This window comes from Dolichospermum sp. UHCC 0352 (assembly GCF_009711925.1).
Lineage (GTDB): Bacteria > Cyanobacteriota > Cyanobacteriia > Cyanobacteriales > Nostocaceae > Dolichospermum > Dolichospermum lemmermannii.
Genome location: NZ_VIKY01000277.1, coordinates 1 through 24532, shown reverse-complemented (window position 1 = coordinate 24532; position 24532 = coordinate 1). Strand labels below are relative to the sequence as shown.

The 24532-nt window shown below is 38.5% G+C and carries 20 protein-coding genes; 8 read left to right on the top strand and 12 right to left on the bottom strand.

The window, feature by feature from the left end:
- Positions 1 to 165: 165 nt before the first annotated feature.
- The 4 genes from FJR06_RS19825 to ruvC form a co-directional block, all read right to left on the bottom strand.
- Positions 166 to 1743: a class I SAM-dependent DNA methyltransferase gene (locus tag FJR06_RS19825; RefSeq protein WP_254434460.1), complete on the bottom strand. Its 1578-nt coding sequence runs from the start codon at positions 1741 to 1743 to the stop codon at positions 166 to 168.
- A gap of 147 nt (positions 1744 to 1890) precedes the next feature.
- Positions 1891 to 2367: an IS200/IS605-like element ISAsp20 family transposase gene (gene tnpA / locus FJR06_RS19820; RefSeq protein WP_168652116.1), complete on the bottom strand. Its 477-nt coding sequence runs from the start codon at positions 2365 to 2367 to the stop codon at positions 1891 to 1893.
- A gap of 611 nt (positions 2368 to 2978) precedes the next feature.
- Positions 2979 to 5717: a DEAD/DEAH box helicase family protein gene (locus FJR06_RS19815; RefSeq protein ID WP_168652108.1), complete on the bottom strand. Its 2739-nt coding sequence runs from the start codon at positions 5715 to 5717 to the stop codon at positions 2979 to 2981.
- 518 nt (positions 5718 to 6235) lie between these two features.
- The gene (ruvC, locus tag FJR06_RS19810) at positions 6236 to 6727 is read right to left on the bottom strand and encodes a crossover junction endodeoxyribonuclease RuvC (protein ID WP_015078083.1); all 492 of its coding nucleotides are present in this window, start codon (positions 6725 to 6727) and stop codon (positions 6236 to 6238) included.
- Positions 6728 to 6917: 190 nt separating this feature from the next.
- Here ruvC and yvcK point away from each other — a divergent pair, with 190 nt between their 5' ends.
- The 3 genes from yvcK (at position 6918) to FJR06_RS19795 (ending at position 9871) form a co-directional block, all read left to right on the top strand.
- Positions 6918 to 8291, top strand: coding sequence for a gluconeogenesis factor YvcK family protein (gene yvcK / locus FJR06_RS19805; protein WP_015078082.1), 1374 nt, complete (start codon positions 6918 to 6920; stop codon positions 8289 to 8291).
- A gap of 56 nt (positions 8292 to 8347) precedes the next feature.
- Positions 8348 to 9190, top strand: coding sequence for a Uma2 family endonuclease (locus FJR06_RS19800; RefSeq protein ID WP_168652107.1), 843 nt, complete (start codon positions 8348 to 8350; stop codon positions 9188 to 9190).
- A 252-nt stretch (positions 9191 to 9442) separates the two neighbouring features.
- Positions 9443 to 9871: a bifunctional alanine racemase/tRNA (adenosine(37)-N6)-threonylcarbamoyltransferase complex ATPase subunit type 1 TsaE gene (locus tag FJR06_RS19795; protein ID WP_015078080.1), complete on the top strand. Its 429-nt coding sequence runs from the start codon at positions 9443 to 9445 to the stop codon at positions 9869 to 9871.
- Positions 9872 to 9933: 62 nt separating this feature from the next.
- Here FJR06_RS19795 and FJR06_RS19790 read toward each other — a convergent pair whose 3' ends face one another.
- The 5 genes from FJR06_RS19790 to FJR06_RS19770 form a co-directional block, all read right to left on the bottom strand.
- On the bottom strand, positions 9934 to 11190 hold the full coding sequence (locus FJR06_RS19790; RefSeq protein WP_168652106.1) for a hypothetical protein: 1257 nt from the start codon (positions 11188 to 11190) through the stop codon (positions 9934 to 9936).
- A gap of 3 nt (positions 11191 to 11193) precedes the next feature.
- Positions 11194 to 11934 carry a hypothetical protein gene (locus FJR06_RS19785; RefSeq protein ID WP_168652105.1) on the bottom strand — a complete coding sequence of 247 codons (741 nt, stop codon included), beginning with the start codon at positions 11932 to 11934 and terminating at the stop codon, positions 11194 to 11196.
- A gap of 347 nt (positions 11935 to 12281) precedes the next feature.
- Positions 12282 to 13016, bottom strand: coding sequence for a serine protease (locus tag FJR06_RS19780; protein WP_168652104.1), 735 nt, complete (start codon positions 13014 to 13016; stop codon positions 12282 to 12284).
- Entirely contained in the window at positions 12991 to 14124 is a 1134-nt protein-coding gene (locus tag FJR06_RS19775) for a tetratricopeptide repeat protein (protein ID WP_168652103.1), read from the bottom strand. Before FJR06_RS19775 ends, FJR06_RS19780 begins: the two co-directional genes overlap by 26 nt.
- 530 nt (positions 14125 to 14654) lie before the next feature.
- Complete coding sequence (locus FJR06_RS19770) at positions 14655 to 15998, bottom strand: dihydroorotase (RefSeq protein WP_168652102.1); 1344 nt, start codon at positions 15996 to 15998, stop codon at positions 14655 to 14657.
- A gap of 283 nt (positions 15999 to 16281) precedes the next feature.
- Here FJR06_RS19770 and lepB point away from each other — a divergent pair, with 283 nt between their 5' ends.
- A complete protein-coding gene (lepB, locus tag FJR06_RS19765; RefSeq protein ID WP_015078075.1) occupies positions 16282 to 16938 on the top strand; it encodes a signal peptidase I in 657 nt (218 codons plus the stop codon).
- Positions 16939 to 16942: 4 nt separating this feature from the next.
- Positions 16943 to 17728 (top strand): MOSC domain-containing protein, encoded by a 786-nt coding sequence (locus FJR06_RS19760; protein WP_041458167.1) that lies wholly within the window; start codon positions 16943 to 16945, stop codon positions 17726 to 17728.
- Between the two features lie 172 nt (positions 17729 to 17900).
- On the opposite strand, the gene FJR06_RS19755 is transcribed toward FJR06_RS19760, so the two are convergent.
- A complete protein-coding gene (locus FJR06_RS19755; RefSeq protein ID WP_041458166.1) occupies positions 17901 to 18533 on the bottom strand; it encodes a bifunctional 4-hydroxy-2-oxoglutarate aldolase/2-dehydro-3-deoxy-phosphogluconate aldolase in 633 nt (210 codons plus the stop codon).
- 213 nt (positions 18534 to 18746) lie between these two features.
- On the opposite strand from FJR06_RS19755, the gene FJR06_RS19750 reads away from it, so the two are divergent.
- Complete coding sequence (locus FJR06_RS19750; RefSeq protein ID WP_015078072.1) at positions 18747 to 18995, top strand: hypothetical protein; 249 nt, start codon at positions 18747 to 18749, stop codon at positions 18993 to 18995.
- A gap of 2 nt (positions 18996 to 18997) precedes the next feature.
- Complete coding sequence (locus tag FJR06_RS19745; protein ID WP_168652101.1) at positions 18998 to 20224, top strand: murein transglycosylase A; 1227 nt, start codon at positions 18998 to 19000, stop codon at positions 20222 to 20224.
- Positions 20225 to 20286: 62 nt separating this feature from the next.
- On the opposite strand, the gene FJR06_RS19740 is transcribed toward FJR06_RS19745, so the two are convergent.
- Together FJR06_RS19740 and FJR06_RS19735 are read right to left on the bottom strand one after the other, a co-directional pair.
- A complete protein-coding gene (locus FJR06_RS19740) occupies positions 20287 to 21159 on the bottom strand; it encodes a DUF5895 domain-containing protein (protein ID WP_015078070.1) in 873 nt (290 codons plus the stop codon).
- A gap of 238 nt (positions 21160 to 21397) precedes the next feature.
- Complete coding sequence (locus FJR06_RS19735; RefSeq protein ID WP_168652100.1) at positions 21398 to 22741, bottom strand: histidine phosphatase family protein; 1344 nt, start codon at positions 22739 to 22741, stop codon at positions 21398 to 21400.
- Between the two features lie 231 nt (positions 22742 to 22972).
- Here FJR06_RS19735 and FJR06_RS19730 point away from each other — a divergent pair, with 231 nt between their 5' ends.
- Positions 22973 to 24505, top strand: a complete 1533-nt coding sequence (locus FJR06_RS19730; protein WP_168652099.1) for a GMC oxidoreductase — start codon at positions 22973 to 22975, stop codon at positions 24503 to 24505.
- Positions 24506 to 24532 lie beyond the last annotated feature (27 nt).

Sequence of the window (24532 nt, the reverse complement as noted above, 5' to 3'; positions counted from 1 at the left end):
CAACATCTCCAATTCTCGCACCTCAGCGCCCATAACATCCTCCAATTTTAACAACCTTTCTAACGTCACCTGGGGAACATCATAAAACACCTCATCCTGTTCCACCTGACGATAACGACTAGCAGATAAATCATATTTATTCCCCTTTACCTGCGCCTTAGTTACCTAAAATTGACGATTCAGGCGATTAATTTCATTTTGCACCAGTGAGATTTTTTCATGTAATAACGCCAACTTTTGTTTATCCGTTTCCAAAGCCTGACGAGTTGCTTCATCATCAGCCGGTGCAACAGCATTTTCAAAAGTTAAACGGTTAATTTCCTTATGTAATAATAAACGTTCCGCTTTAAAAGGTGCAATTTGCATTTTCAAATCCGCTAAACGTTCCTGATTTTGTTTAGCAACATCAGCATTAAACCGATTTTTCCAACAATCCAAAATATCAGGAATATCGTTTTCTGTCACAGGTTGACGCTTATCATCGAGAGAAAAGCCATCATGCTCCATATCATAGAACCAAACGCGGTCAGTCGTTCCCCCACGAGTAAACAGCAGCACCGCCGTAGACACCCCCGCATAAGGTTTAAACACCCCGCTAGGCATAGAAACCACCCCATCCAAGCGATTTTCTTCTATAATCTTTTTGCGAATCTCCACGTGCGCTTTACTAGAACCAAACAGCACCCCATCGGGGACAATAACCGCACATCTCCCCCCCATATCTAAAACCCGCAAAATCAAGTGCAGAAATAACAACTCGGATTTTTTGCTTAAACCTGCCAATTTTGGATGTACATCTGCTGCATCAACCGCACCCTTAAAAGGTGGATTCATTAATACTAAATCGAGGGTATTTTCATCATCAAACCTTTTAGAAAGAGTATCTTTAGCAAAAAACCGAGGCTGTTCAATACCATGCAGCATGAAATTCATTGAACCGATGCGTAACATCGTCATTCCCGAATCATTATCATAAGCTGTAAACGCCTCTGTTTGCAGAAATTCCTGTTGTTCTAGTGTGAGTAAATCACCAACTAAATGTTTATTACCTTTTTCATCAAATAATATTTCTGGACTGGTGTTTTTTTCTAAAATATACTGATAAGCATTCACCGGAAAACCACAAGTACCCGCCGCTAAATCACCAATTCTATCAGTAGGTTTAGGTTCTACCATTTCCACCATCATGCGGATAATATGGCGGGGAGTTCTAAACTGGCCATTGCGTCCAGCAATACTTAATTTATTTAATAAATACTCATACAAATCACCCTGAACATCTTGATTTTGTTCAGAGATTTTCATCTCATCAATTGATTTACAAGCCTCAATTAACAAACTGGGTTTATTAATTTTAAATTCCGCAGTTTGCATATACTCACTAAAGGAACTTTTATCTTCATTAGTTTCTTGCTCATTTCCTTCCTCATTTTCTTCCTCGTTGTCAGAATTACCCATTTCTTTCAACCAGGGGAAAACTTTATTTTTGACATGATTTAAAGCATCCTCGGCTTTCTTCTGTGTCCAATTTCGCCAACGCATTTCTAGGGGTATTTTGGGCTGATAATCTTCTTTGCGGCGTTTGGCTTGGCGTTCGTTTAAATCTTCAGTTTCGTCTAAGCGTTTGAGGAAGAGGAGAAATGAGAATTGTTCGATAGCATCCATTGGGTTGGATAAGCCTCCTGTCCAGAGTTTATCCCACAGGAGGTCTACTTTTGATTTTAAATTGGGGTCGGTTAGCATTTTTAATTAGGGTTTTTGATTTAATGTAGCTATCTATTTATTTAGTCATTGATTTAGCCGGGGAATAAATTCCCCGTCTTATAGCTAAAGTCGGTTAAAACCGACTAATTATTTTTGAGTTTAATCCGTTTTAAGGGATTTTAGCTTTTAGTCAGGAAATTTATTTCCTGGTATTTCTGGGATTTTAGGTTTTGTTTTATTTTCTGGTGGTTTATCTAAATCTGTTTCTTGTTCTAATAATGGAATTGTGGTTTTATTTTGATGATGTATTTTTTGATTATCTACATAATCAATAGCTTCTTGTAATTGTTTACCTCCTAAAGAAAATACACCATATCCCTCCTGCCAAGCAAATTGTTGTGCTTTACCTAAAGTATGATTATAATGGTAAGCACTACTACCTTTTAAAGTTTTCACAAATTCAGCAATAGACAATTTAGGAGGGATAGAAACCACAAAATGAATATGGTCTTCAATTCCACCAATAGCATGAATTATACACCCTAAATGATCCGCCTTCCCAATTAAATAACCATAAAATTTTTCCTCTACATCATTGGTAATTAAAGGCTCACGTTTTTTCGTAGCCCAGACAACATGATAATACAAGCGCCACAAAGCCATAATGAATTTTAAAAGAATAACAATAAATGTGTAATTATCCAGCCATTCCAGCCAATTCAGCCAGGGAATAAATTCCTGTCTCAAAGCTCAAGTCCGTTGAAACGGACTCAGATTATATTACCAAAAAAATGAATTAAATTAAAAATAAAATTTCCATTATTACTCAAAAATTAAAAAAGAATCACATAAAAACCCAACTTAGTCGGTTTTAACCGACTTTAGCTATTAGACAGGGAATAAATTCCCTGGCTCTGTTGTCTCTGTCTCACATTATATTACCAAAAAAATGAATTAAATTAAAAATAAAATTTCTATTATTACTCAAAAATTAAACAAAGAATCACATAAAAACCCAACTTAGTCGGTTTTAACCGACTTTAGCTATTAGACAGGGAATAAATTCCCTGGCTCTGTTGTCTCTGTCTCACATTATATTACCAAAAAAATGAATTAAATTAAAAATAAAATTTCTATTATTACTCAAAAATTAAACAAAGAATCACATAAAAACCCAACTTAGTCGGTTTTAACCGACTTTAGCTATTAGACAGGGAATTTATTCCCTGGCTATTAAATCTAACTCAATGAATAAATAAATGAACAAATAAATTTTAAGCCGCCAACAATTCCGTAAACGCTAACAAATCATCCACCTCATCATCAGAAAAAAACCTATCAACGGCATTTTTCCCAAACCTAGCCAAAGCCCCCTCATACAAATCAGCCACCTCTAACCTCTGCTTTTGTAAAAACACACTTTGCACAGCCCTTAAAAAATTAATCTGATTAGCATTATACTGGTGTTTGGCAATAAAATCCTCAAATTGACGCTTTACCACCTCATCATAATCTGGTATGGCATCCAAATCTAATAAATGCCGCAAAAACGCCAATAAACTATTAGCCTTTAACCCGTAAGCCTTGCGAATATTCGACTCAGAAAGCTGAATATTACCACCTCCTAAACCTTGGCGTAAAGTTCTTTCTAACTCAATCAATTGCCAATCTGTAACCGCTTTACCTTCCTGAATAGCCTTAATAGTAGGATGAACATCTACAATTTCATTTATTTTTTCCTCAACTCGTTTTTTATATTCCTCCACATAAACTTGTTCACCACCCTCACCCACAGTAATAAAACCGCGAGTAGCCACAAAATCAGCTAAATCTAACTCTAAAAAAATACTAGGGCGTTGTCGCCGATTTTTCATTTCTTCAGCTAAATCATTGATTATCTGATTTAATTCTTTCACCGTTGCATTATTCAACCGTGAAGATAAACATAACTTAATTGCATCTTGTTTTCGTTTATCTTGATGGACAAAATCAGGTAAACGACTCACATCTTCAACAATAGATTGTACAGTATCCGGTTTTGCTCCTTCCGTTTGAATTTCTAATTTTAATCGTTCAACTTTACTTGTAAAAGTTGCTGCTGCTATCTCCACACCTGGCACAAATCGCAAAAGAGGAGCAACTTTAAACCGTAATGACTTCAATTTATCTTTAGTAATGTAATTCCAAAATAAATCTGTCCAAGCTTCTGCAATATCCATATCCAACATCTTCTTTTTGACAGTAAATGAATCTGTCGGAATTTGGGTTATTTGTTCCCGTAAACTTGCAATTACCGCTTGACAATCGGGTGATTCTTGATTATGTAAATATAACTCCAGCAAATTCAAACGAGTGTTAAAAATACGAGATAATACAGGAATAGTTTGGGCTACTTCTGTTTGTGCTTTATCTTCAAATTCATTTTCCCAAAAATCAATAATTAAAAATTCCTCTTTTGTTCGATTTGGCAACCATTCCAACTTTTTGCAAGCCTTTTGATTTCGCGTTCCCCGTCCAATCATTTGCCAAAGTTTAATCTGTGATTGAACAGGTTTCATAAACACCAAATTCATCAATTCTGGTACATCTATTCCGGTATCCAGCGTATCCACAGATATAGCAATGCGGGGCATATCATCTTTTTTAAAGTTCCCTGTTAGCTTGCATTTGTATTCTGTTTTATGGGTAATTACTCGCACCAAATCAGAATATTGTGGATACATTTCTTCAAAAGTTTCACACACCCTTAAAGCGTGTTTTTGAGTCAATGCAAATACAATTGTTTTCGCTGGTAGTTGCCCTGATTCATCTTTATGGCAAACTTCCATAATTTCTTCCCACTGCTTGCGGAGAGTGTCTTTATTACTCACCTTTTTTTCTAAATCTGTACCGGAAAAATCAATATCATCTGGATCATGTCCTTGTGCTATCAATATATTCTGTTCTTCTTCGGAAAGTTTCGCGCCTTTAATACCTTCACTTTGAAATTTAGTTTGTGCTTGATAAAGACTAAAATCAACTAAATTTTTCTCTTCAATTGCTTGTTTATAGGTGTAGAGAAAACTAGGAATACCATCATAACAGTGAAAAGTATTAAATGTATTCCTATCAATAAAACCTGCGGGAGTAGCGGTTAAGCCAATCATCCGCCCATCAAAATAGTCCATTACCTCTTGAAAGAGGTTAAAAATAGAACGATGTGCCTCATCAAAAATAATTAAATCAAAAAAAGCTGGACTAAATTTTTTATAGGAATTTCTCAAAGTCTTTTCCACAACAACATACAGCCGTTTAGTTTTATCTATGTTGTAGCTGAAAATGCGATCGCATGGTTCATGGGGTATATGTTCCATAAAACCATCTTCTAAAGCTTGCTTGACTAAATTATCCCTATCAGCAACAAATAAGATTTTACGACTTTGATTAGCCTTTAAAAATAAGTCAATAATAGCCATTGCGGTGCGTGTTTTCCCTGTTCCCGTAGCCATTACCAATAAAGTGCGGCGTTTTCCTTCATCAAATGTTTCACAAACCCGACGAATAGCTTCCTGTTGATAATCTCTCCCAGCAATTTGGGTATTAATTGGTAATGAACTTAACGCAATTTTATTTTGACGAATATACAGTAAATTTTCTAAATCTGCTGGCGAAAAAAAGCCAGCTACCTGCCGTTTTGCAGAATTTCCCACATCCCAAAAATAAATTTCCTCCCCATTCGTCATAAACGCAAAAGGGCGGAAACTTTGATGTTTTTCTATTTCTTTAACGTAGTATTCTACCTGGGTTTGGGCAATTTTAGGATCACTGCTTTGGCGTTTTGCTTCCACCACTGCTATAACTTCCCCATTGGGTTGGTACAAGCAATAATCAGTAACACCGTTCCAAGGTTCGGCATGATAGCCATCCACAGGAATTTCTAACCCCACTTGGTGGGGGTCTTTGATGTTCCATCCTGCTAAGATTAAAGCAGGATCAATTAATTGTGTCCTAGTGTTGGCTTCATTCGCTGACATTACAGCATCCTTTAGTACATTCTGCTTTGCAGAGTATTACTGTGCTTATATTTTAGCTATACAGCAACAGTATAGTATGCTTTTTAGCGTTAGCCAACACTCGTAATGTAAAAAATAATAACTAATTCTGTGGGTGTTCTCTTTAACTGGACTAGTAGTCTGTCAACCCGAAAATGACGGGTGAAGGCAAGCAGGGGGAGAAGAGAGGCAGGGGGGCAAGGGAGGGAAGAACAGAAGTTTTTTCCGATCATTACCCGTCAAATTTATTTTGACGAACTACTAGCTTCATTCTAAGATCCACAATTGCGTGTCGCTTCACTTCACGAATTATAGAAGATGGAGATATTGGATGTTTATTAGCAAAAAATCGTGCGATAGCGAAGCGCTGCTGCAAGCAGTTCGCTTGCTATACAAAAGCTCTAAAATCCAGGAATGGCAAATGTTTTTGGAGAGTGACAGGAGAGGGATAGTTTCCCACTTTATTATTCAGTTTCTAACTTTATTCTCTTTATACAATCTTACAACTGGAACGAAGCTGTTAACGCCACCGCTAAAGCATCTGCCGCATCATCCGGCCGAGGAATTTCATCTAAATCCAACTCCCGCATCACAGCCTCTTGCACTTCTGCTTTATCTGCCTTACCATAATTCGTTAAAGCTTGCTTAATTTGGGGAGGTGCAAATTCTACATAAGGAAGCTTACGCTGTCCTAAAACTAACATCAGTACACCCCTGGCTTGTGCTACAACAATGGTATTTGCCATCCGATAAAAAAATAACTTTTCAATTGCCACCAAATCTGGCTGTAAGTCCTCCATCACGCTGTGTAAATCATCAAATAAAATACATAGTCGCTGAGTCATTTCCACATCAGCATTTGTGCGAATTACGCCAAAATCTACCATCTCTACCGTTGTCTCTTGTCCTTTATTTTGACTTTGTTGCCAATTAATTGCCCCAAATCCCACAGTTGCCAGTCCTGGATCTATTCCTAAAATTCGCTTTTTCATCAAATTCACTTTTATTAAATTGGTAAAACACAACGCCGCAAAAGTAAGATAGGTATTTTCCTCAACTGTTGATTCCCTATCCTCCCTGAAATATAAAGGATTAAATCAAACTTATGGTTTTTTCAGTATTGAAAGCAGGTGATGTTAAGTTTCTGTTAAATATTGTTTTTACCAACTTTCCCTATTAAGTATGTTCATCGGTTTTTTGAAACAAGCCATTAATTCGCTACAACTAGAGTCTCACAGTCGCACTTCCCACCGGGTTAACCAATGGTTCAAATGGTTATCCCCTGGATTAGCGGTGAAACGCTGGTTACTTATCACTGTTGGGGGTGTTGTCTTAGCCAGTTTGGGGTTGGCTATTTGGGTAAAATTAACCCCCATTTTTTGGATACTAGAGTTGCTAAAAGGTCTTTTGGGACTCCTCGCGGATATTTTACCCAACTATATCAGTGGTCCATTACTCCTTATATGTGGTGTCCTGTTGGTGTTGTGGGGACAATCCCGCACTGTCGGTTCAATTACAGAAGTCCTCAGACCTGGAGTGAATGAAGAGGAATTGATAGATGTCCTCTTAGCCCACCGTCGCTTATACCGGGGTCCAAAAATTGTGGTTGTTGGTGGTGGAACTGGACTTTCAACGTTACTCAGAGGCTTAAAAACTTATAGTGCTAATATTACTGCTATTGTCACCGTAGCAGATGATGGCGGGTCTTCTGGTAGACTGCGTGAAGAATTTGGCGTTTTACCACCTGGAGATATCCGCAATTGTTTAGCAGCACTAGCTGATGAAGAAAAATTACTGACGGAATTATTTCAATATCGCTTTCGGGCTGGAGATGGCTTAACAGGTCACAGTTTTGGTAATTTGTTTTTAACAGCCATGACTGATATTACTGGGGATTTGGTGCAAGCGATCGCTGCCAGTTCTAAGGTATTGGCGGTGAGAGGACAAGTTTTACCTGCTACCCTTAGCGATGTCCGTCTCTGGGCAGAATTGACAGATGGCCGCCGCATTGAGGGTGAGTCGAATATTCCCAAAGCTGCGGGAAAAATTGTCAAAATTGGTTGTATTCCTGAAAATCCACCGGCAGTTCCCGCGGCAATTAAAGCCATTCAAGAAGCTGATTACATTATTATTGGTCCGGGTAGTCTTTATACAAGCTTAATTCCTAATTTGTTAGTTGGAGAAATTGCCGATGCGATCGCCGCTACCAATGTACCCCGCATTTATATCTGCAATATCATGACCCAACCAGGAGAAACTGATGGATATAGCGTTGCTGAACATATTCAAGCCATAGATGATGCTTGTGGCAATAGAAGGTTATTCGATGCTGTATTAGTTCATAAAAAAACACCCTCAGCCCAAGCGCTTATCCGTTATGCCCAACAAAATGCCCATCCAGTCTTTTTAGACCGAGAATCTGTCACCCAATTAGGACGGCGAATAGTTCCTGCTAATATTTTATTTGAAGATGAATATGGTGCTGTTCGCCATGACCCCCAAAAACTAGCCAAAGTCTTATTAAAATGGTACAGTGGAGCGCATCACGGGAAGTAAAAACTGGTAATGGGGAAATATATTTCCCCATTACCAATTACCAACCTAAAATATTTATGACTTCTTCGATCATTTCTCAAACTGAACCACCCCTTCCCCCTTGGGAAACTTTACCGACAATGTATGATTTACCTAGCGAAAACCCAGAGGAAAAAGGCTTGCCAGACGACTTTCATTTTTTACAACCTTTACTTTTATATTTAACATTTCAACCCATAAACTGGAATCCAGAACTTGTTTATAGTGCGGCTGATCTGAATCTTTATTATGATCTGCAAAATCCTTTATGGTATAAACGCCCAGATTGGTTTGGTGTGGTTGGAGTCCCCAAATTATATAATGGTCAAGATTTACGTTTAAGTTATGTCACTTGGCAAGAACCAGCAAACCCTTTTGTAGTTGTAGAATTATTATCTCCTGGTACAGAAGATGAAGATTTAGGTAATAGAAAAAGTAAGATAGGTAAACCTCCCACAAAATGGGAAGTTTATGAACGTATTTTAAGGATTCCCTACTACATTGTTTTTAGCCGCTACACCAACGAAGTTCGCGCATTCCAGTTAGTAGGTGGTCATTATGAACCTATGAATATGATTGAAGGACGCTTACTAATGCCAGAATTAGGTTTAAGTTTAGGACTATGGCAAGGGACATTTCGAGATATTCCCAAGTTATGGTTAAGGTGGTTCACACTAACAGGAGAATTAATTCCTGAACCAACAGAAGAAGCGGCTGCGGCTAATGAAAGAGTTATTCTTGCTGAACAAGAAGCTATTGCTGCTAATGAAAGAGTTATTCTTGCTGAACAAGAAACAATAGAAGCAAAAAGAAAAGTTGAACAACTAGGACAACTGTTGCGTGATTTAGGCGTTAATCCCGATACACTGGATAATGCTTAGAGGTTGTTTAAAAAGTATTATATCAAACCAGTAATCTCCAAAAACCTAACCCCCCTACCCCCCTTCCCTGCAAGGGAATGGGGGTTTTAAAGCCTCTCCCCTGCAAGGGGAGAGGTTTGGAGAGGGGTCAGTCTATACATTCAAAACTTTTCAAACACCCTCTTAGACATTACCAATTACCAATTACCAATTACCAATTACCAATTACCAATTACCAATTACCAATTACCAATTACCAATTACCAATTACCAATGACTAAAATTTTCCTTCCAGATATAGAAGCAACACAGCAATTAGGTATTACCCTTGGAGAAACTTTGACTGCTGGAAGTGTGATTTTGCTAGAAGGTGATTTGGGTGCTGGTAAAACTACTTTGGTGCAAGGTATTGGTAAGGGATTGGGGATAATTGACTCTATTGTTAGTCCTACCTTTACTCTGATTAATGAGTACACAGAAGGACGTATTCCTCTTTATCACTTAGATTTATACCGCTTAGAACCTCAAGAAGTGACAGGCTTGAATCTAGAAAGTTACTGGGAAGGCATAGAAGTAACACCGGGAATTGTCGCCATTGAATGGGCTGAACGAATGCCATATCTACCAGATAGTTATTTAAAGGTATGTTTAAACTATGGTGAAAATGGCAGCCGTCAAGCCGAAATTATTGCTGTAAATTAATTTAATTTTGAGGTACGAACAACGGACTTGATATAATTAAACATTCTCCTGTTAAACAAATATTATGGTTTGCGGGAATTAGTATTACTAAATAACCAAGAAAGAAGATTGGCAACTGTAGCAGCGCCAAAGGAAAATAGGGCAATAATGGCATCACGAGGTAGCACCCCATCTAACCAACTACCTTGGATACTAGAAACAGGAAAATCTTGATCTAGTCCAATTTGAATTTGTTTGGTTTTACCAGAAAACCGGGCTTCTATACCTTTTTTATCAGATATTATTTGCAGATTGCGGATAAGTTGAATATTTAACGGTTTATTAGTGTCTTCTCCCATCAGAAACTGATTTTCTTCAATTTCTCGATCCTGTTCTGCCATGCGAATTTTACCTTCGACAATGGTAGATATTTCTAAATCATCTCTCAGGTTGCCACCATTTTTATCTACGTGAGTAAATGTGACATCTTTAGTTTTTATTTTGCCTCTAAACCATTGTTCTGATTCATATTTTGGTGGTTTTGATAAAGTTAAATAAATATTAGTATTTTCTTGAATGTTAAAAGTAAATTCTTTATTATTGGGGTTGACAATAAACTCTAATTGTGCTTGATCATCCTGTGACTTCGGTAAATTTAAACTGGGTATTTTATAACCTTCTATAATAACTTTGATAGGCTGTTCACCTAAATAGATTTCTAAGGGATTGGGATTATTTTGAGAATTGGGAAGTAGAGAAAAAGCTAGTTGCTGACGATAAAAATCATAATTTAGTCTAGCTATTCTTGTTTGGGGTTGTAGTCGTAATTCTTTCAGATTAATTTCGCTTTCTGTACTAGAATTGGCTGGAGTAATAATTATTTTACTTTCTCTGTCTGTAAGTTGGATTTCTAAGGAATTTAATTTATCAATTTCTGGTAAAGATTGACTTTGAAAACTGCCAGTAAAGGTTAATGTTTGCTTACCTTCAGTTTCTAGTTCTTTAATGTTTTTAATATTGCCGATAAAAAGTTTAGGTTGATTATCATCATAAGTAAAACTCATTTCTTTAAAAATAAGATTACCTTCAAATGTATGAGTTCCAGGGACAATAGCCGCAATAGTAATAATACACAAAACCACAAGCAATATTATCACCAAAAAAGATGATTTTTGCTGGATTAGATATTGTTTTAGATTTGGCAATCGCTGGAGAAAATTATGATTAATATTATTAAATTTTGTCTGAATTAAGCCAGACTTAGTAATAATAAAGTTATTAATCTTACTAAACCTGGAATTGTGAGAAGATTTCTGTCTACCTTTTTGCCGATATCCCATGATTTATTCTAACCAAGTTGGGTTATGTTCAAATACGATGCGTCGTTCAATTCTATCGCTTGGTTCATTACTGCGTTCAATATTAGCGATATAGTGAAGTTGATAGCGTCCTGCTGGGGCGTTACTTCCATCCCATGTAAAACTAATTTCACCACTATTGGGGGTAGTGCGAGATGTCCTATATACAGGCTGTTGATCTTTTTGATCTGTGAGTGGAAGGATTTTTAAACTGGTAAATTTAACTCGATCTTGAGAATAAAAAACAAATTCATATTTACCAGAAGTTTGTCCTAAAGTAACAGGAACATAGACATTTTGAGAACCCAGGCTATAGGATGCTACAGCGCGGAGTTTGTTTGCGGGGATGTTGGCTTTTTTAAGAACGTAAGTATCCCAGCTAAAGCCGAAATTTGCACCATTTTTAGATAATAGTAAATCATCTAATTGATAGTGATAATTATCATCCAATGATTTGACTATGACTTGAGGATTTTTACCATCTTTAATGCGGGGAACTTGTAAGGTTATGGTATTACCATAACTGGCAATGTTGCGGGTAGCAATGGAAATTAAACTCAAGCTATTGCCGCTTAAAGGTTCGAGTTTGATGCCTTCACAACGGTTGGGTGGTTGACGGCGGATATAATCTGTAGAACGGGCATTTCCTTTAGGACAAGAGGCAACAGCAGAAAGAGGATTAATGCCGAGGATTAATAAGCTGGCCAGTAGAATTTTATAACTCATGGTTTCGTTAAAGTAAGTGGGCGTTAAAAAATATAATATAAACCTAACCCCCCAACCCCCTTCCCTACCAGGGAAGGGGGAGTCAAAGCCTCTCCCCTGGTAGGCTACAGTGTACACACATCTCTAGAAAAGATGCTAAACGTTATTCGATCCCCCTAAATCCCCCTTAGAAAGGGGGACTTTGAGAAACTTAGCCCCCCTTTTTAAGGGGGGTTGGGGGGATCTGAAGCCTGTGTGGCAACTCTAGAAGACTTGTGTGTACACTGTAGACTAGGGAAGGGGAGTCAAAGCCTCTCCCCTCGTAGGGGAGAGGTTTGGAGAGAGGTATTATATTTAATTTTGCCAAGTTAGTTACTTAAAGTAATTTTCCAGATGGACAATTGTTTTTTAACTACAGATATAGGATAGGCAAAATTTTTGGTTTCACCTGATTTTCGGGCATAAACTACGCCTATAAGCCGATTTTCTGAGTCTATCACGGGACTGCCTGAATAACCAGGTTTAAGTTCGGCCTCCGATATTTGTAATTGTTGGTTCTGATTATTGATTTTTCCTGATTTTACAGACCATGATTTATCTTCACCTCGTTTTGCATCATGACCGATAATTTGAATAGGCATTGCGGGGTTGATGGTAGTAGACATTGATAAAGGTTGGATGTCTTCTGGTAGTTTACCGCTAACTTCCAAAACAGCTAAATCGAGTTCATCTGTAGGAGTCTTTTGGAATAATTTGGCATTCCTCCTCATTCTGACTTTACCTGTTGGTGGAGAACTGAAAAACTCCACTTGAATATTTTCACCCTGTTCATTGCCATCAAAAATTACATGACGATTGGTGAGAATTAATGTCCGGTTGGCATCTTGCTGGATAACTACACCAGTACCAACCTCAATTCCTTGACGTTGACTGTTAGAAAACTTGGCAGTAATGAGGACGACAGAACGTTTAACAGGTAAATTGGGGTCATTTTTGGGCAAAAATTCGATATCGCTATCTACACTGGCTAGTTTATTTTGTTTTTCAGTCCATAATTTTCGTGCTTCTATATTGTTGTTACTGGCATATATAACCGGGGTCAAATTCTTCGGCTTTGTCGAAATGTTTTATAGCTTCTTCAAACTTTTCTTGCTGTTGAAATACTAAACCTAAACCATTATTTGCAAGGGTATAATCACTAGCTGGTGGTCCAGGAGTATCTGTTAATGTTAGAGCTTTTTGGTAAGCGGCAACAGCCTCATCTAATTTCTTCTGGTCACTCAGGGCATTGCCGAGATTGTTGTAAGCAGCAGCATATTTAGGGTCAAGTTCTATGGCTTTTTGGTAAGCAGCAACAGCCTCATCTAATTTCTTCTGGTCATACAGGGCATTGCCAAGATTGTTGTAAGCAGCAGCATATTTAGGGTCAAGTTCTATGGCTTTTTGGTAAGCAGCAACAGCCTCATCTAATTTCTTCTGGTCATACAGGGCATTGCCAAGATTGTTGTAAGCAGCAGCATATTTAGGGTCAAGTTCTATGGCTTTTTGGTAAGCAGCAACAGCCGCATCTAATTTCTTCTGGTCATACAGGGCATTGCCAAGATTGTTGTAAGAAATAGCATATTTAGGGTTAAGCTGAATAGATTTTTTAAACGCAGCGATAGCTTCATCTATTTTCTGCTGATCTTTAAAAATTAAACCGAGATTAATATAAGGAAAGGCATATTTAGGATCAATTTCTATAGCTTTCTGAAATGCGGTAATAGCCTCATCTAATTTATTCTGGACTTTGAGGACATTACCAAGACCATTGTAAGCAGTAGCCAATTTAGGGTTAAGTTGGATAGCCTTTTTATGGGACGCTAAAGCCTCTTCTTGTTTATCTTGGGCATTTAGGACATTACCTATACCAACATAAGCTTCTGCATCTTTAAGATTGAGTTGTAGGGCTTTTTGGTGTGCTGCTAATGCTTCTGGTAGTTTTCCCTGTCGTCGTAAAGCATTACCCAAATTGTTATAAGCTTTGCCATTATTGGGTTCAACCTGCAAAACCTTACGCCAAATCGTCTCTGCTTGGGAGTTGTCACCCACAGTTTCCGCTGTTTCACCTTGTTTAAATAGCTGTTGGACACTATTTTGAGCAAATACAAGCTGGGGTGTGGTAGTTAGAGATAAGGTGAGCAATAAAATACTAAATATCCGATTTCGCATAATAATATTATATATTTGCCAGAATTTGATGCTTTAATCTTAATTTAAAACAGAGAATTTACGCAGCATATACGCAATATTATCAAAATAACCACAATAATGGAACAGAATTATACTTTACAAGGTTAGGAAATAGACTTTTGTAAGATTACAAAAAACCTGTAGGTGTAGGGGTTTCAATGGTGTCAACTTAATTTAAAAATAGCTGATCTGTTGGCTTCCACAACCGCCAGGGAATAAATTCCCTGTCTCATAGCTCAAGTCCGTTAAAACGGACTCATAAATTTTCCGAGTGTTTAGAGGATGTTTGAAAAGTTTTGAATGTATAAATTGACCCCTCTCCAAACCTCTCCCCGACGCGGGGAGAGGCTTTGAAAACCCCATTCCCTGGTAGGGAAGGGGGCAGGGGGGTTAGGTTTTTGGAGATTATGGGTTTTCTCGTTAAGTTAACACCAATGAAGCTCTTGCTTTACCCCTACCGATGGAATCGAATAATTAAGCGCAATCTACAAAGATTTTTATCTACCTTGTCACCCCTTAAAAGTTAAAGCTTGTCCACGAACTTGTGTATTTAGCTGACCATGATAGCGAAGCGCTCCGTAGGAATCATAAACAATTTCACCACCGACAATTGTTGTTACAGGCCAACCTGTTAAATTCCAACCTTCAAAAGAACTCCAACCACACTTGCTGACAACTTCTTCCCGTTTAACTTCATGGTAATTTTTTAAATCTACCAAAACTAAATCAGCATCATAACCAGGGGTAATTTCTCCCTTATTGGCAATACCATAAGCTACAGCGACCGCTTTAGACATCCATTGCACAACTTGGGCAACAGTACATTTTCCATCCATTGCAGCGGTTAACATTAAAGGTAAAGAAGTCTCTACACCGGGCATTCCTGAAGGGGTATTTGGGTAAGTTTGGGCTTTTTCCTCCAGAGTGTGGGGGGCGTGGTCAGTGGCAATAAAGTCAATAATACCATCACGTAGGGCTTGCCAGAGAACTTCATTATCATGGGGCGATCGCAATGGTGGATTCATTTGCGCTAAACTACCAATAGTTGCATAAGCATTAGTATTCAAAAGTAAATGTTGTGGTGTTACCTCTGCCGTCACCCAACTTGGTTTATCCTGACGTAGTAACTCCGCTTCCTCGGCTGTTGACATATGTAGAATATGTAACCGACGTTGATATTTCTTAGAAAGTTTTAACGCCAATTGGGTAGCTAATAATGCCGCTTGATTATCTTGAATTTGGGAATGAACAGCCAAATCTGTAATCCCCGCAAACTCCTGTTTTCGTTGCTTAATTCTGGCTTGATCTTCCGCATGAACAGCAATTAAACGGCTTCCTTGGGCAAAAATCGCCTCTAGAGAGTCTTCTTGGCTCACCAACAAATCTCCGTGCATTGACCCCATAAAAATCTTAATTCCCGGTGTCGGCTGGGCAGAGAGTAAATCTGGTAAATTATCAGCCGTAGCCCCAATAAAAAAGCCATAATTAACCAAGCACTTCTGGGCAGCCCGTTGTAACTTATCATCTAAAGCTGATTGAGTAATGGTTAAAGGTCTTGTATTCGGCATTTCTAGAAAGGAAGTAACTCCCCCCTTCGCGCAAGCACAACTGGCAGTAAATAAGTCTTCCTTATATTCTAGTCCTGGTTCACGGAAATGCACCTGGGGGTCAATCACACCAGGCAACAAAGTTAAACCTTGTGCGTCAATCTCACGGGTAGGTCTGGCATTAGTGATTTCTTGTCCTACTTGGGTTATGTGCCTTCCTTCTATCAACACATCCCCAATCATTGACTCACCATTGGGTAAAATAATTTCAGCGTGACGAATCAGTAAACTTTGTGGATTTGACATGGATTTAAGATTTTTCGGGATAAAGGAACTATTTATGGATGATAGATAACTTTTTCTTTAAGGTAAACTTAATTGGCACGAAGAACCTTTAATTTTGGTTTTGTGTTAAAAAATGTTTATCATCAAGTAAGCTAAAAACCTGAATGTTTGTAGCTGACAACAGAAAAGCACTAGATTTTTTTACTTTATTTAACTGTCATCTGCTCCATCTGGTTAAGATTAATAATATCAAGTCTATCTGTCTGAGTTCAATACTAGTCTCCTAACATACTTCAACAATTTCATGCAAAATCAAGCGTCTGATAAAAACTCTAGTCAAGAACCTGATAATTCCTGGATAGTAGAGCTAGGTAAAACGATGATCTTGAGTATCTTTCTGGCTCTAGGAATTCGTACCTTTGTTGCCGAAGCCCGTTGGATTCCTACTGGTTCTATGGAACCAACCCTCCATGGTGTCAAAGACCAGTGGCTGGCAGACAAGATTATTGTTGATAAAGTGAAATATAAATTTGCTAACCCCGAACGGGGAGATATAGTCGTATTTTTACCGCCACAAGAAATCCAGAATAATCCTGAACGGGAAGCATTTATTAAAAGAGTAATTGGTTTACCTGGGGAAAAAGTAGAACTCAGAGAAGGGAAAGTATATATAAATAGCCAGCCTCTACCGGAAAATGTTTACCTATCCTCTTCTGTGCGGACTTTTGTTGAAGCTTGCAATAGTAGCGGACTCCAACCTCCTTTTTTGGCTAAACCGGAAATTATTCCCGCAAATTCTTACTTAATGCTCGGTGATAATCGTCCTAATAGTTATGATGGGCGTTGTTGGGGTGTTGTTCCCCGAAAAAATATGATTGGTCGGGCTGTAGCTCGTTTTTGGCCACTTGATAGAATGGGTGCAATTGATAAAGCTCCTGCTTATTCATCTCCAAAACCATGAAATGATGCCATATCTAGCCAAGATTTTGCTATATCCAATTAAGTCGCTAGATGGTATAGAAGTAGAAAAGGCGACTATTCTCGACCGTGGCGCACTTGAGTATGACCGGGAATTTGCATTTTTTGACGCAGAAAATAAGTTTGTCAATGGTAAACGTTATCCAAAAATCCTTTTGTTGCGTTCAGAGTTTTCCCTAGAACAAAGACTGGTAAAGTTGAAGTTTCCTGGTGAAAACTCAGAACAGGTTTTTCATTTAGATCAACAACGTCCAGCATTAGCCGCAGTTGTCAGCGATTTTTTGGGTTTTCCTGTGCAACTACAGCAAAATACCGCCATGGGTTTTCCTGATGATACAGTTTCACCAGGAGCAACGGTAATTAGTACAGCAACTTTAACGGAGGTTGCGTCCTGGTTTTCTGGTATCAATGTTGATGAAATGCGGCGGCGAATGCGTGCCAATATTGAAATTGATGGTGTCCCAGCATTTTGGGAAGATGGGTTATTTGCTGCTAGTGGGGAAACAGTACCCTTTAAACTGGGAGATATCCAGTTTTTGGCAATTAACCCTTGTCAACGTTGTGTAGTTCCCACACGCGATTCTTACTCAGGGGCAGTTTACCCAAACTTTCAGAAAATATTTGGGCAAAAACGCCAAGCAACTATGCCCGCTTCTGTAATTACAGGGCAATTTAATCATTTTTATAGATTGAGTGTGAATACCAGAGTTCCCATTTCGGAAGCGGGGAAAATGATGAGACTTGGTAATAGGATCGAAATATCTTATTTCTGAATAACCACCTTACTTACAGCAGATCTCGCTCTAATGAGATACAAACTTGAATTATGAAACTCTTGTATTGCGGGCATACTTCGACCCTTCGACAGGCTCAGGGCATCGCAAGTTCAGTACAAGTCCTGCCCGCTACATAAGTACCTCATCACACCGGAAAGTGCTGTAACTACTATTGTAACCTCTGCATGAGGGTTTTTGCTTGTTGACTGATTGCTTGCCAATTTTTCTGTAACACTGATGCTTGCGGAAATAATTCGCTACTCAACCCTACGGCTACCGCACCAACTTGCAAAAAATCTTTGGCATTTTCTAATGTCACCCCACCAGTAGGTATTAAGGGAATATGCCCAAGAGGTCCTTGTAAACTTTTGATATAGCTAGTTCCTCCCACTGATTGCACAGGAAACACCTTGACACAACTTGCTCCATAATTCCAAGCGGTAATAATTTCTGTCGGTGTCAATGCACCGGGAATAATCGGAATATTTTTGGCTACTGCGGCTTGAATCATTTCGGGATCAGTGTGGGGACTGAAGAGAAATTGCGCCCCACAAGCGATCGCATCTTCTAACTGTTGGACATTAAATAACGTTCCTGTCCCAATCATACAGTTAGGTAATTTGGCGCGGAGTTGGGAAATTAATTCGGGTGCATGATCGCTATTCCAGGTAATTTCAATTAACTGCATTCCCCCAGATGCTACAGCTATGGCCATTTGCTCACCCCATACCATTTTTGGGGCGCGAATCACCGCGATCGCTCGGTGTATTTTTAACTGTGATAACCAAACTTGATTAGACATTTTTACTGTGACTTGTAACCAAGAGGTCAAAAACCTCAAATATAAACATAACCTAGGAACAGGATCAAAACATTCCATCTTGCTGATTCACCGAAAATTATCAGGAGAATGCCGGAAACTTAAAACTTAGGAACGCAAATTTAGCCCTGAGACTGGCAAAGTGGTGTAACGTGGTGAACAATGGAGTAGCTGTATCTTTAGTCATGTAAATTTATGCCCAGAACTCCGAGTGAATATGCTGTCTTCCTGCTCTTAGACAATGGACATCGGGAAGAAGTGCGCTTTCCTACTATTCAAGAATTTCAAAAGTGGTATAGCGGTGAGCTTGTGCCAAAGTCAGCTTCTCATGATTTTATTAGCGTACCGATTAAAAATATTCAGGGAGAATATATGGTGGTACGTCCGTCTAAGATTGCAGGGATTCGAGTAGAACCAATTTTTAATTCCAGTATTGAAAGATAAAAATGAGAAAAAACCTTACTTTGCTTGCTTTAAGTCTGGGAATTGCCTTGATAAATCCACTTTCGTCAGTTGTCGCTCAAGCTCCTAATTCGCAGCCAGTTACAATCCCAGTAACGCCTGAAGTACCACCAGCAGTATTACCAGCCCTCGAACCTATTAATTTAGAAACTGTTTGTACGCCCCAAAATTGCCTGGGTTTGGACGAACAACTTTGGGGTAAACAAGGTGATAAACAAGCATTGCTAAGTTCTATAGATAACAGTTTGCGCTATTTGGCAACTAATAAAGCGATCGCTATCTATCAAACTTACCCAATCAAGGAAATTACCCTAAATCGGGTGCAGCGGAGTTTGCTACGCTTTCGACAACTGGTTGTTAGTTCTCAGTCAGCGGCAGAATTACAAGCTGCTGTGCGCCGGGAATTTGTCTTTTACCAGTCTGTAGGCAACGATGGTAAGGGAACTGTTAAGTTCACTGCTTATTATGAGCCTGTGTATACTGCCAGCCGTGTCAGGACTTCTGTATACAAGTATCCTCTTTATCGTCTGCCACCGGATTTCCAGAAATGGCCAAAACCTCATCCTAAAAGGATTGATTTGGAAGGCAAGAATGGGTTGCTGGGGGATAAAAGCAGGTTGCGAGGGTTAGAACTTCTGTGGTTTAGCAATCGTCTAGATCCATACATGGTTCATATCCAAGGTTCAGCCCAAATTAAATTAACCAATGGACGCAGAACATCCGTTGGTTATGCTGGAGGAACTGATTATGCTTGGACTTCCATTGGTAAAGAACTGGCAAAAGATGGCAAACTACCACTTAGTGGTTTAACTATGCCTAAATTAATTACTTATTTTCGCCAACATCCCAAGGAGTTAAGTAATTATTTACCCCGTTGGGAAAGATTTGTTTTCTTTGCAGAAACTAACGGTACACCAGCGACGGGTAGTATTCTTGTTCCTGTCACTGCGGAACGTTCCATTGCTACAGATAAATCTCTCATGCCACCAGGTGCATTAGCCCTAATTATCAATTCATTTCCTTATCCTACTAATGGTGGCAAACTGGAATCTCGTCTAGTTAACCGTTTTGTCTTAGATCAAGACACAGGTAGTGCAATTAAAGGACCAGGAAGAGTTGATTATTTCATGGGTTCTGGTCAATTAGCAGGCGATCGCGCTGGTATTTCCGGCGGTAACGGTTTACTATTCTATTTACTACTGAAAGAATAGGAGTCAGGAGTCAGGAGTCAGGAGAAAGAAAGAAGAAAATTTCTCCCCTGCTCCCCTACTACCTAATACGGTGGATAACTAAATTCATCATCATCTGCATAGACATAAGAACTAGTAACACCAGATGTTTCTACTTTAGGAGCTTCTGGTTTAATTACTTCCTTACCAAATTCTTTGTATTCTTCAAAAGTCTTACAAATAATTGCTGACTCAGGGGAATCTGAGGCAATCATATAATCTATTAAAGTTGAAATTGTGGGATGTTTATAATCTACAGTTGAAGCTACCAAAGCAATATTCGGTTCTATTCCTCTTTCTTCCGGTTCAATTATAGGGCAAAAAATCCCATGAGCATGAAATAAAGGACCCTTGGGAGTGAGTGGTTTCTTTTGAAAACCAGCATAAGCTTTTTCCAATTCCCCAGCAAAACCGCCAGTAATTCTCCCTTGTTGATATTCAGCGTAATTTTTACCAAAACTAGCGCCGGGTGAACCACTCAGAGTTAATTGTAGAGGTGATTGATGCAAAAACTTTTTATCTTCACCGACTAAAAAAATCAAATGGCGAGTATAAATTTTGAATTTAAGTTTATCAGCTAAAAACTCTTCTTTGTAATCTTTGTATGTACCTAATCTAATCTTAGTTTCCCGATCTTGCACAGATAACGGGCCACGACGCACAATCACCAGTTTAGGAGTAGTAGTAATAAATATTGTTTCTACTTCTCCAGAACTAAATTCATGTTCTACCTGTTGCCAATTATCATCTGCTTCAAACCCAACAGACTGAGCATTATCACGGCTAATCGCTAAACCATAGCTTTGTAAACCATCTGTACCATAGCGAGGATTGATCATTAAACCCCAGGGAATCACTTGGGACGGTGGGGCATTAAATTTTTCGTCTTCAAAGTCGAATTTTGCAGATGCTTTCATGATTTTAGAATATCAGTGTGTTTAATTTAATAAGTCTATCGTTTGTACCATATTTTGTACCATCTATCTCCGGTATCAGGCACTTTGTGAATTAGATTGTAACAATTTCCGTTTAAATCCATTAATTCATCCCTTATTATCTGCGTTTATCTGCGTTTATCTGCGTTAAATTATTCTTAATCTCCTACTCTATTTGATATTAGGGCAATTCATCAATTACCCTAACAACTTATCTCAACTACAATGCACCAGCCGCAGTTTTATCAAGAACACCATTACTTAAATGCCCAGTAATATTCATCGCTTGCAGAACTGGATAACCTTGAATCCCATCAGGATAATCAATGACACTCACAGCACCATTACCTTGACGGAAGTTCCAGAAATTCTCGTTAGATAAACCGAGAATATGGCATAACAAGGTTTTATTAGTGGCATCATGGGCGACGACCAATCCTAGTTGTAATTGCTGCGATTGGGCATTTTCAACTATAGTATTCCAATCGGCAACACTCCGTTTTTTTACTTGTTCTAAATTTTCCCCTTCTGGCATTTGCACATTGGCGGGAATTGTGCGCCAACTTTCTAATTCACCAGGAAATTCTTGCTCAATTTCCGATTCAAATTTGCCTTCCCAAAGTCCATGACTAATTTCTCTTAAACCAGCAAATAGTTCTAATTTCAAACTAGCATGATATTTTAAGATAATTTCCGCTGTTTCCTTGGGACGGGACATGGTACTGCTAACAGCAAAATCAATATTTACGTCTTTGAGAAATTCTGCGGCTTTTGCAGCTTGGTTTCTACCATTATCATTGAGGGGAATATCAATTTGTCCTTGAAATTTGCCTTGACGATTCCATTCTGTTTCCCCGTGACGCACTAATAATAATCTTACGCCTTCGTGACCAGGACGCAAGGAAGGGAAAGTTTCACCCAAATGTTGGGTTTGATTCATGGATTCTAACTGCACTGGTTCACCTAAACCACCAGTAAAATTTAAGATACTAATGCCACAGTTAGATTGTTGTAAGCAATGATAGCGACTGGGGGAAATTCCCAAAGCTGTGCTAATTAAGGCGCGATTGATGCCATTATGACCCACAATCAGGATAGTTTCGCCTTGATGTTGGGGGAGAATCTCTTGCCAAAACTGTTTGGCTTGGGCGTATAAAGCCAGCACTGGGAAATGTTCTCTAGTCCCGGAATCTTCATTCACAACCATGCGAAACTCGTGGGGAAGTTCTTTCCAGGTGCGGTAATCTTCAGTAAAGTTTTCTTTGACTTCACTTGTAGTCATTCCTACCCACAGAGGTAAATCAACTTCTACTAAGTTTTCATCAATTTGAATCACAGGAGATTGTGTAGCTAATTGACTGCGGATAATTTCCGCTGTGGATTTTGCTCGCTGGAGGGGACTACTATAAATAGCTTGAAAGGAAATACTACTGAGGGCAATACCAGCTTGACTGGCATCATTTTGACCTTTTTCGGTTAATGATGAGGCATCACTACGCCCTTGAATACGTTTTTCTATATTGTAGGTACTTTGACCATGACGCACGATGATCACACGGGTCATTTTTTTTGTTTCCTCTATGCAAAGCCCTAATTTTACTGCAAAATGTCCTCCTTGGACGATTCTGCTCTGTTGCTGATAGGATTTAAAATACAGAATTAACAATTAAGACAGGCTAAATTAATGACTAATCTCTAATTTTAAACAACATAATTCATCTATTTTAACAAACTTAATAGGTAGAAGTAGAATAGCTGTATTTGCCTCCGGTTCTAGAGCAAAAAATAGTAAACAATGACTGTCAATTATTACGACTTTATCATCATTGGTACTGGTGCTGGAGGTGCAACTTTAGCCTACAAATTAGCATCCAGTGGCAAGAAAATTTTAGTTTTAGAACAAGGTAATTTTTTACCTAAAGAAAAAGCTAATTGGGATACTCAAGAAGTTTCTCGCAAAGAACGCTATCGGACTAGTGAAGTATGGTATGACAAACACGGAAAAGCTATCAAACCGCTCACACATTATTATGTGGGTGGTAATACTAAATTTTATGGTGGGACTTTGTTTAGATTGCGTGAACAAGATTTTGAAAAGGTTATTCATGAAGATGGGATTTCTCCAGAATGGCCATTAAAATATCAAGATTTTGCTCCCTACTATGACGAAGCAGAAAAACTTTATGATGTACATGGGAAGCGAGGTCTTGACCCTACAGAACCGCAAATTAATCAAGAATATCCTTTTCCACCATTGAGTCATGAACCTTATGTTCAAGAAGTTAATGATTCTTTAAAAGCTCAAGGTTTTCATCCTTTTTATCAACCACTTGCTATCAAACTCAATGAAGTAAATCGGAGTTTAAGTGCCTGTATTCGTTGTCATACTTGCGATGGTTTTCCGTGTTTAATTGATGGTAAAGCTGACGCGGATATTACTTGTGTTCGTCCAGCAATGACTTATGAAAATATCACATTAATAACTGAAGCAAAAGTCATTCGTTTACATACTAGCCCATCGGGTCGAGAAGTGACTGGAGTGGAAGTAGAAATAGGAAATCAACGGCAGATATTTTCTGGGGATATTGTGGTAGTAGCAGGTGGTGCTGTTAATTCAGCATTATTGTTATTGAAATCTGCCAATGATCATCACCCCAATGGATTAGCTAATAGTTCTCATCTTGTGGGACGCAATTACATGACACATAATTTTGCTGTGGTCATGACTTTAAATACCAAGTTGAATAATACAATTTTTCCGAAAACTTTGGCTTTTACTGATTTTTATTGGGGAAATCAAGATTTTGCTTATCCTATGGGGAGTGTGCAATTACTGGGTGGGGCAAATAAGGATAAAATACTTGCTTATGGTCCGCCTTTGATGCCTAATTTTATAGCTGAGGCTATAGCGAATCATTCCCTATCTTGGTTAGTAATCACAGAGGATTTACCAGATTTTAATAATAGGGTTTTGAGTAAAAATGGGCAGGTTTTCCTGGAATATACTCATAATAATCAAAGGGCTTTTAATAAATTAATTCAGCAATGGATTCAGGTTTTACAATCAATTTCTGTATTTCAATCACCTGGAACTTTACATATTCCTCAAAAAATGGGTTTAAGAGAAGTTACTCATCAATGTGGTACTTGTCGTTTTGGTGAAGATGCAAATACTTCGGTTTTGGATATCAATTGTCGGACTCATGATGTTGATAATCTTTATGTTGTTGATGGTAGTTTTTTTCCTTCTAGCGCTGCGGTAAATCCATCATTAACTATTATTGCTAATGCTTTGCGGGTGGGAGAACATTTATTGACAAGAAAGTAGGTTAGCATTGAAAATCGTCGTTATGGC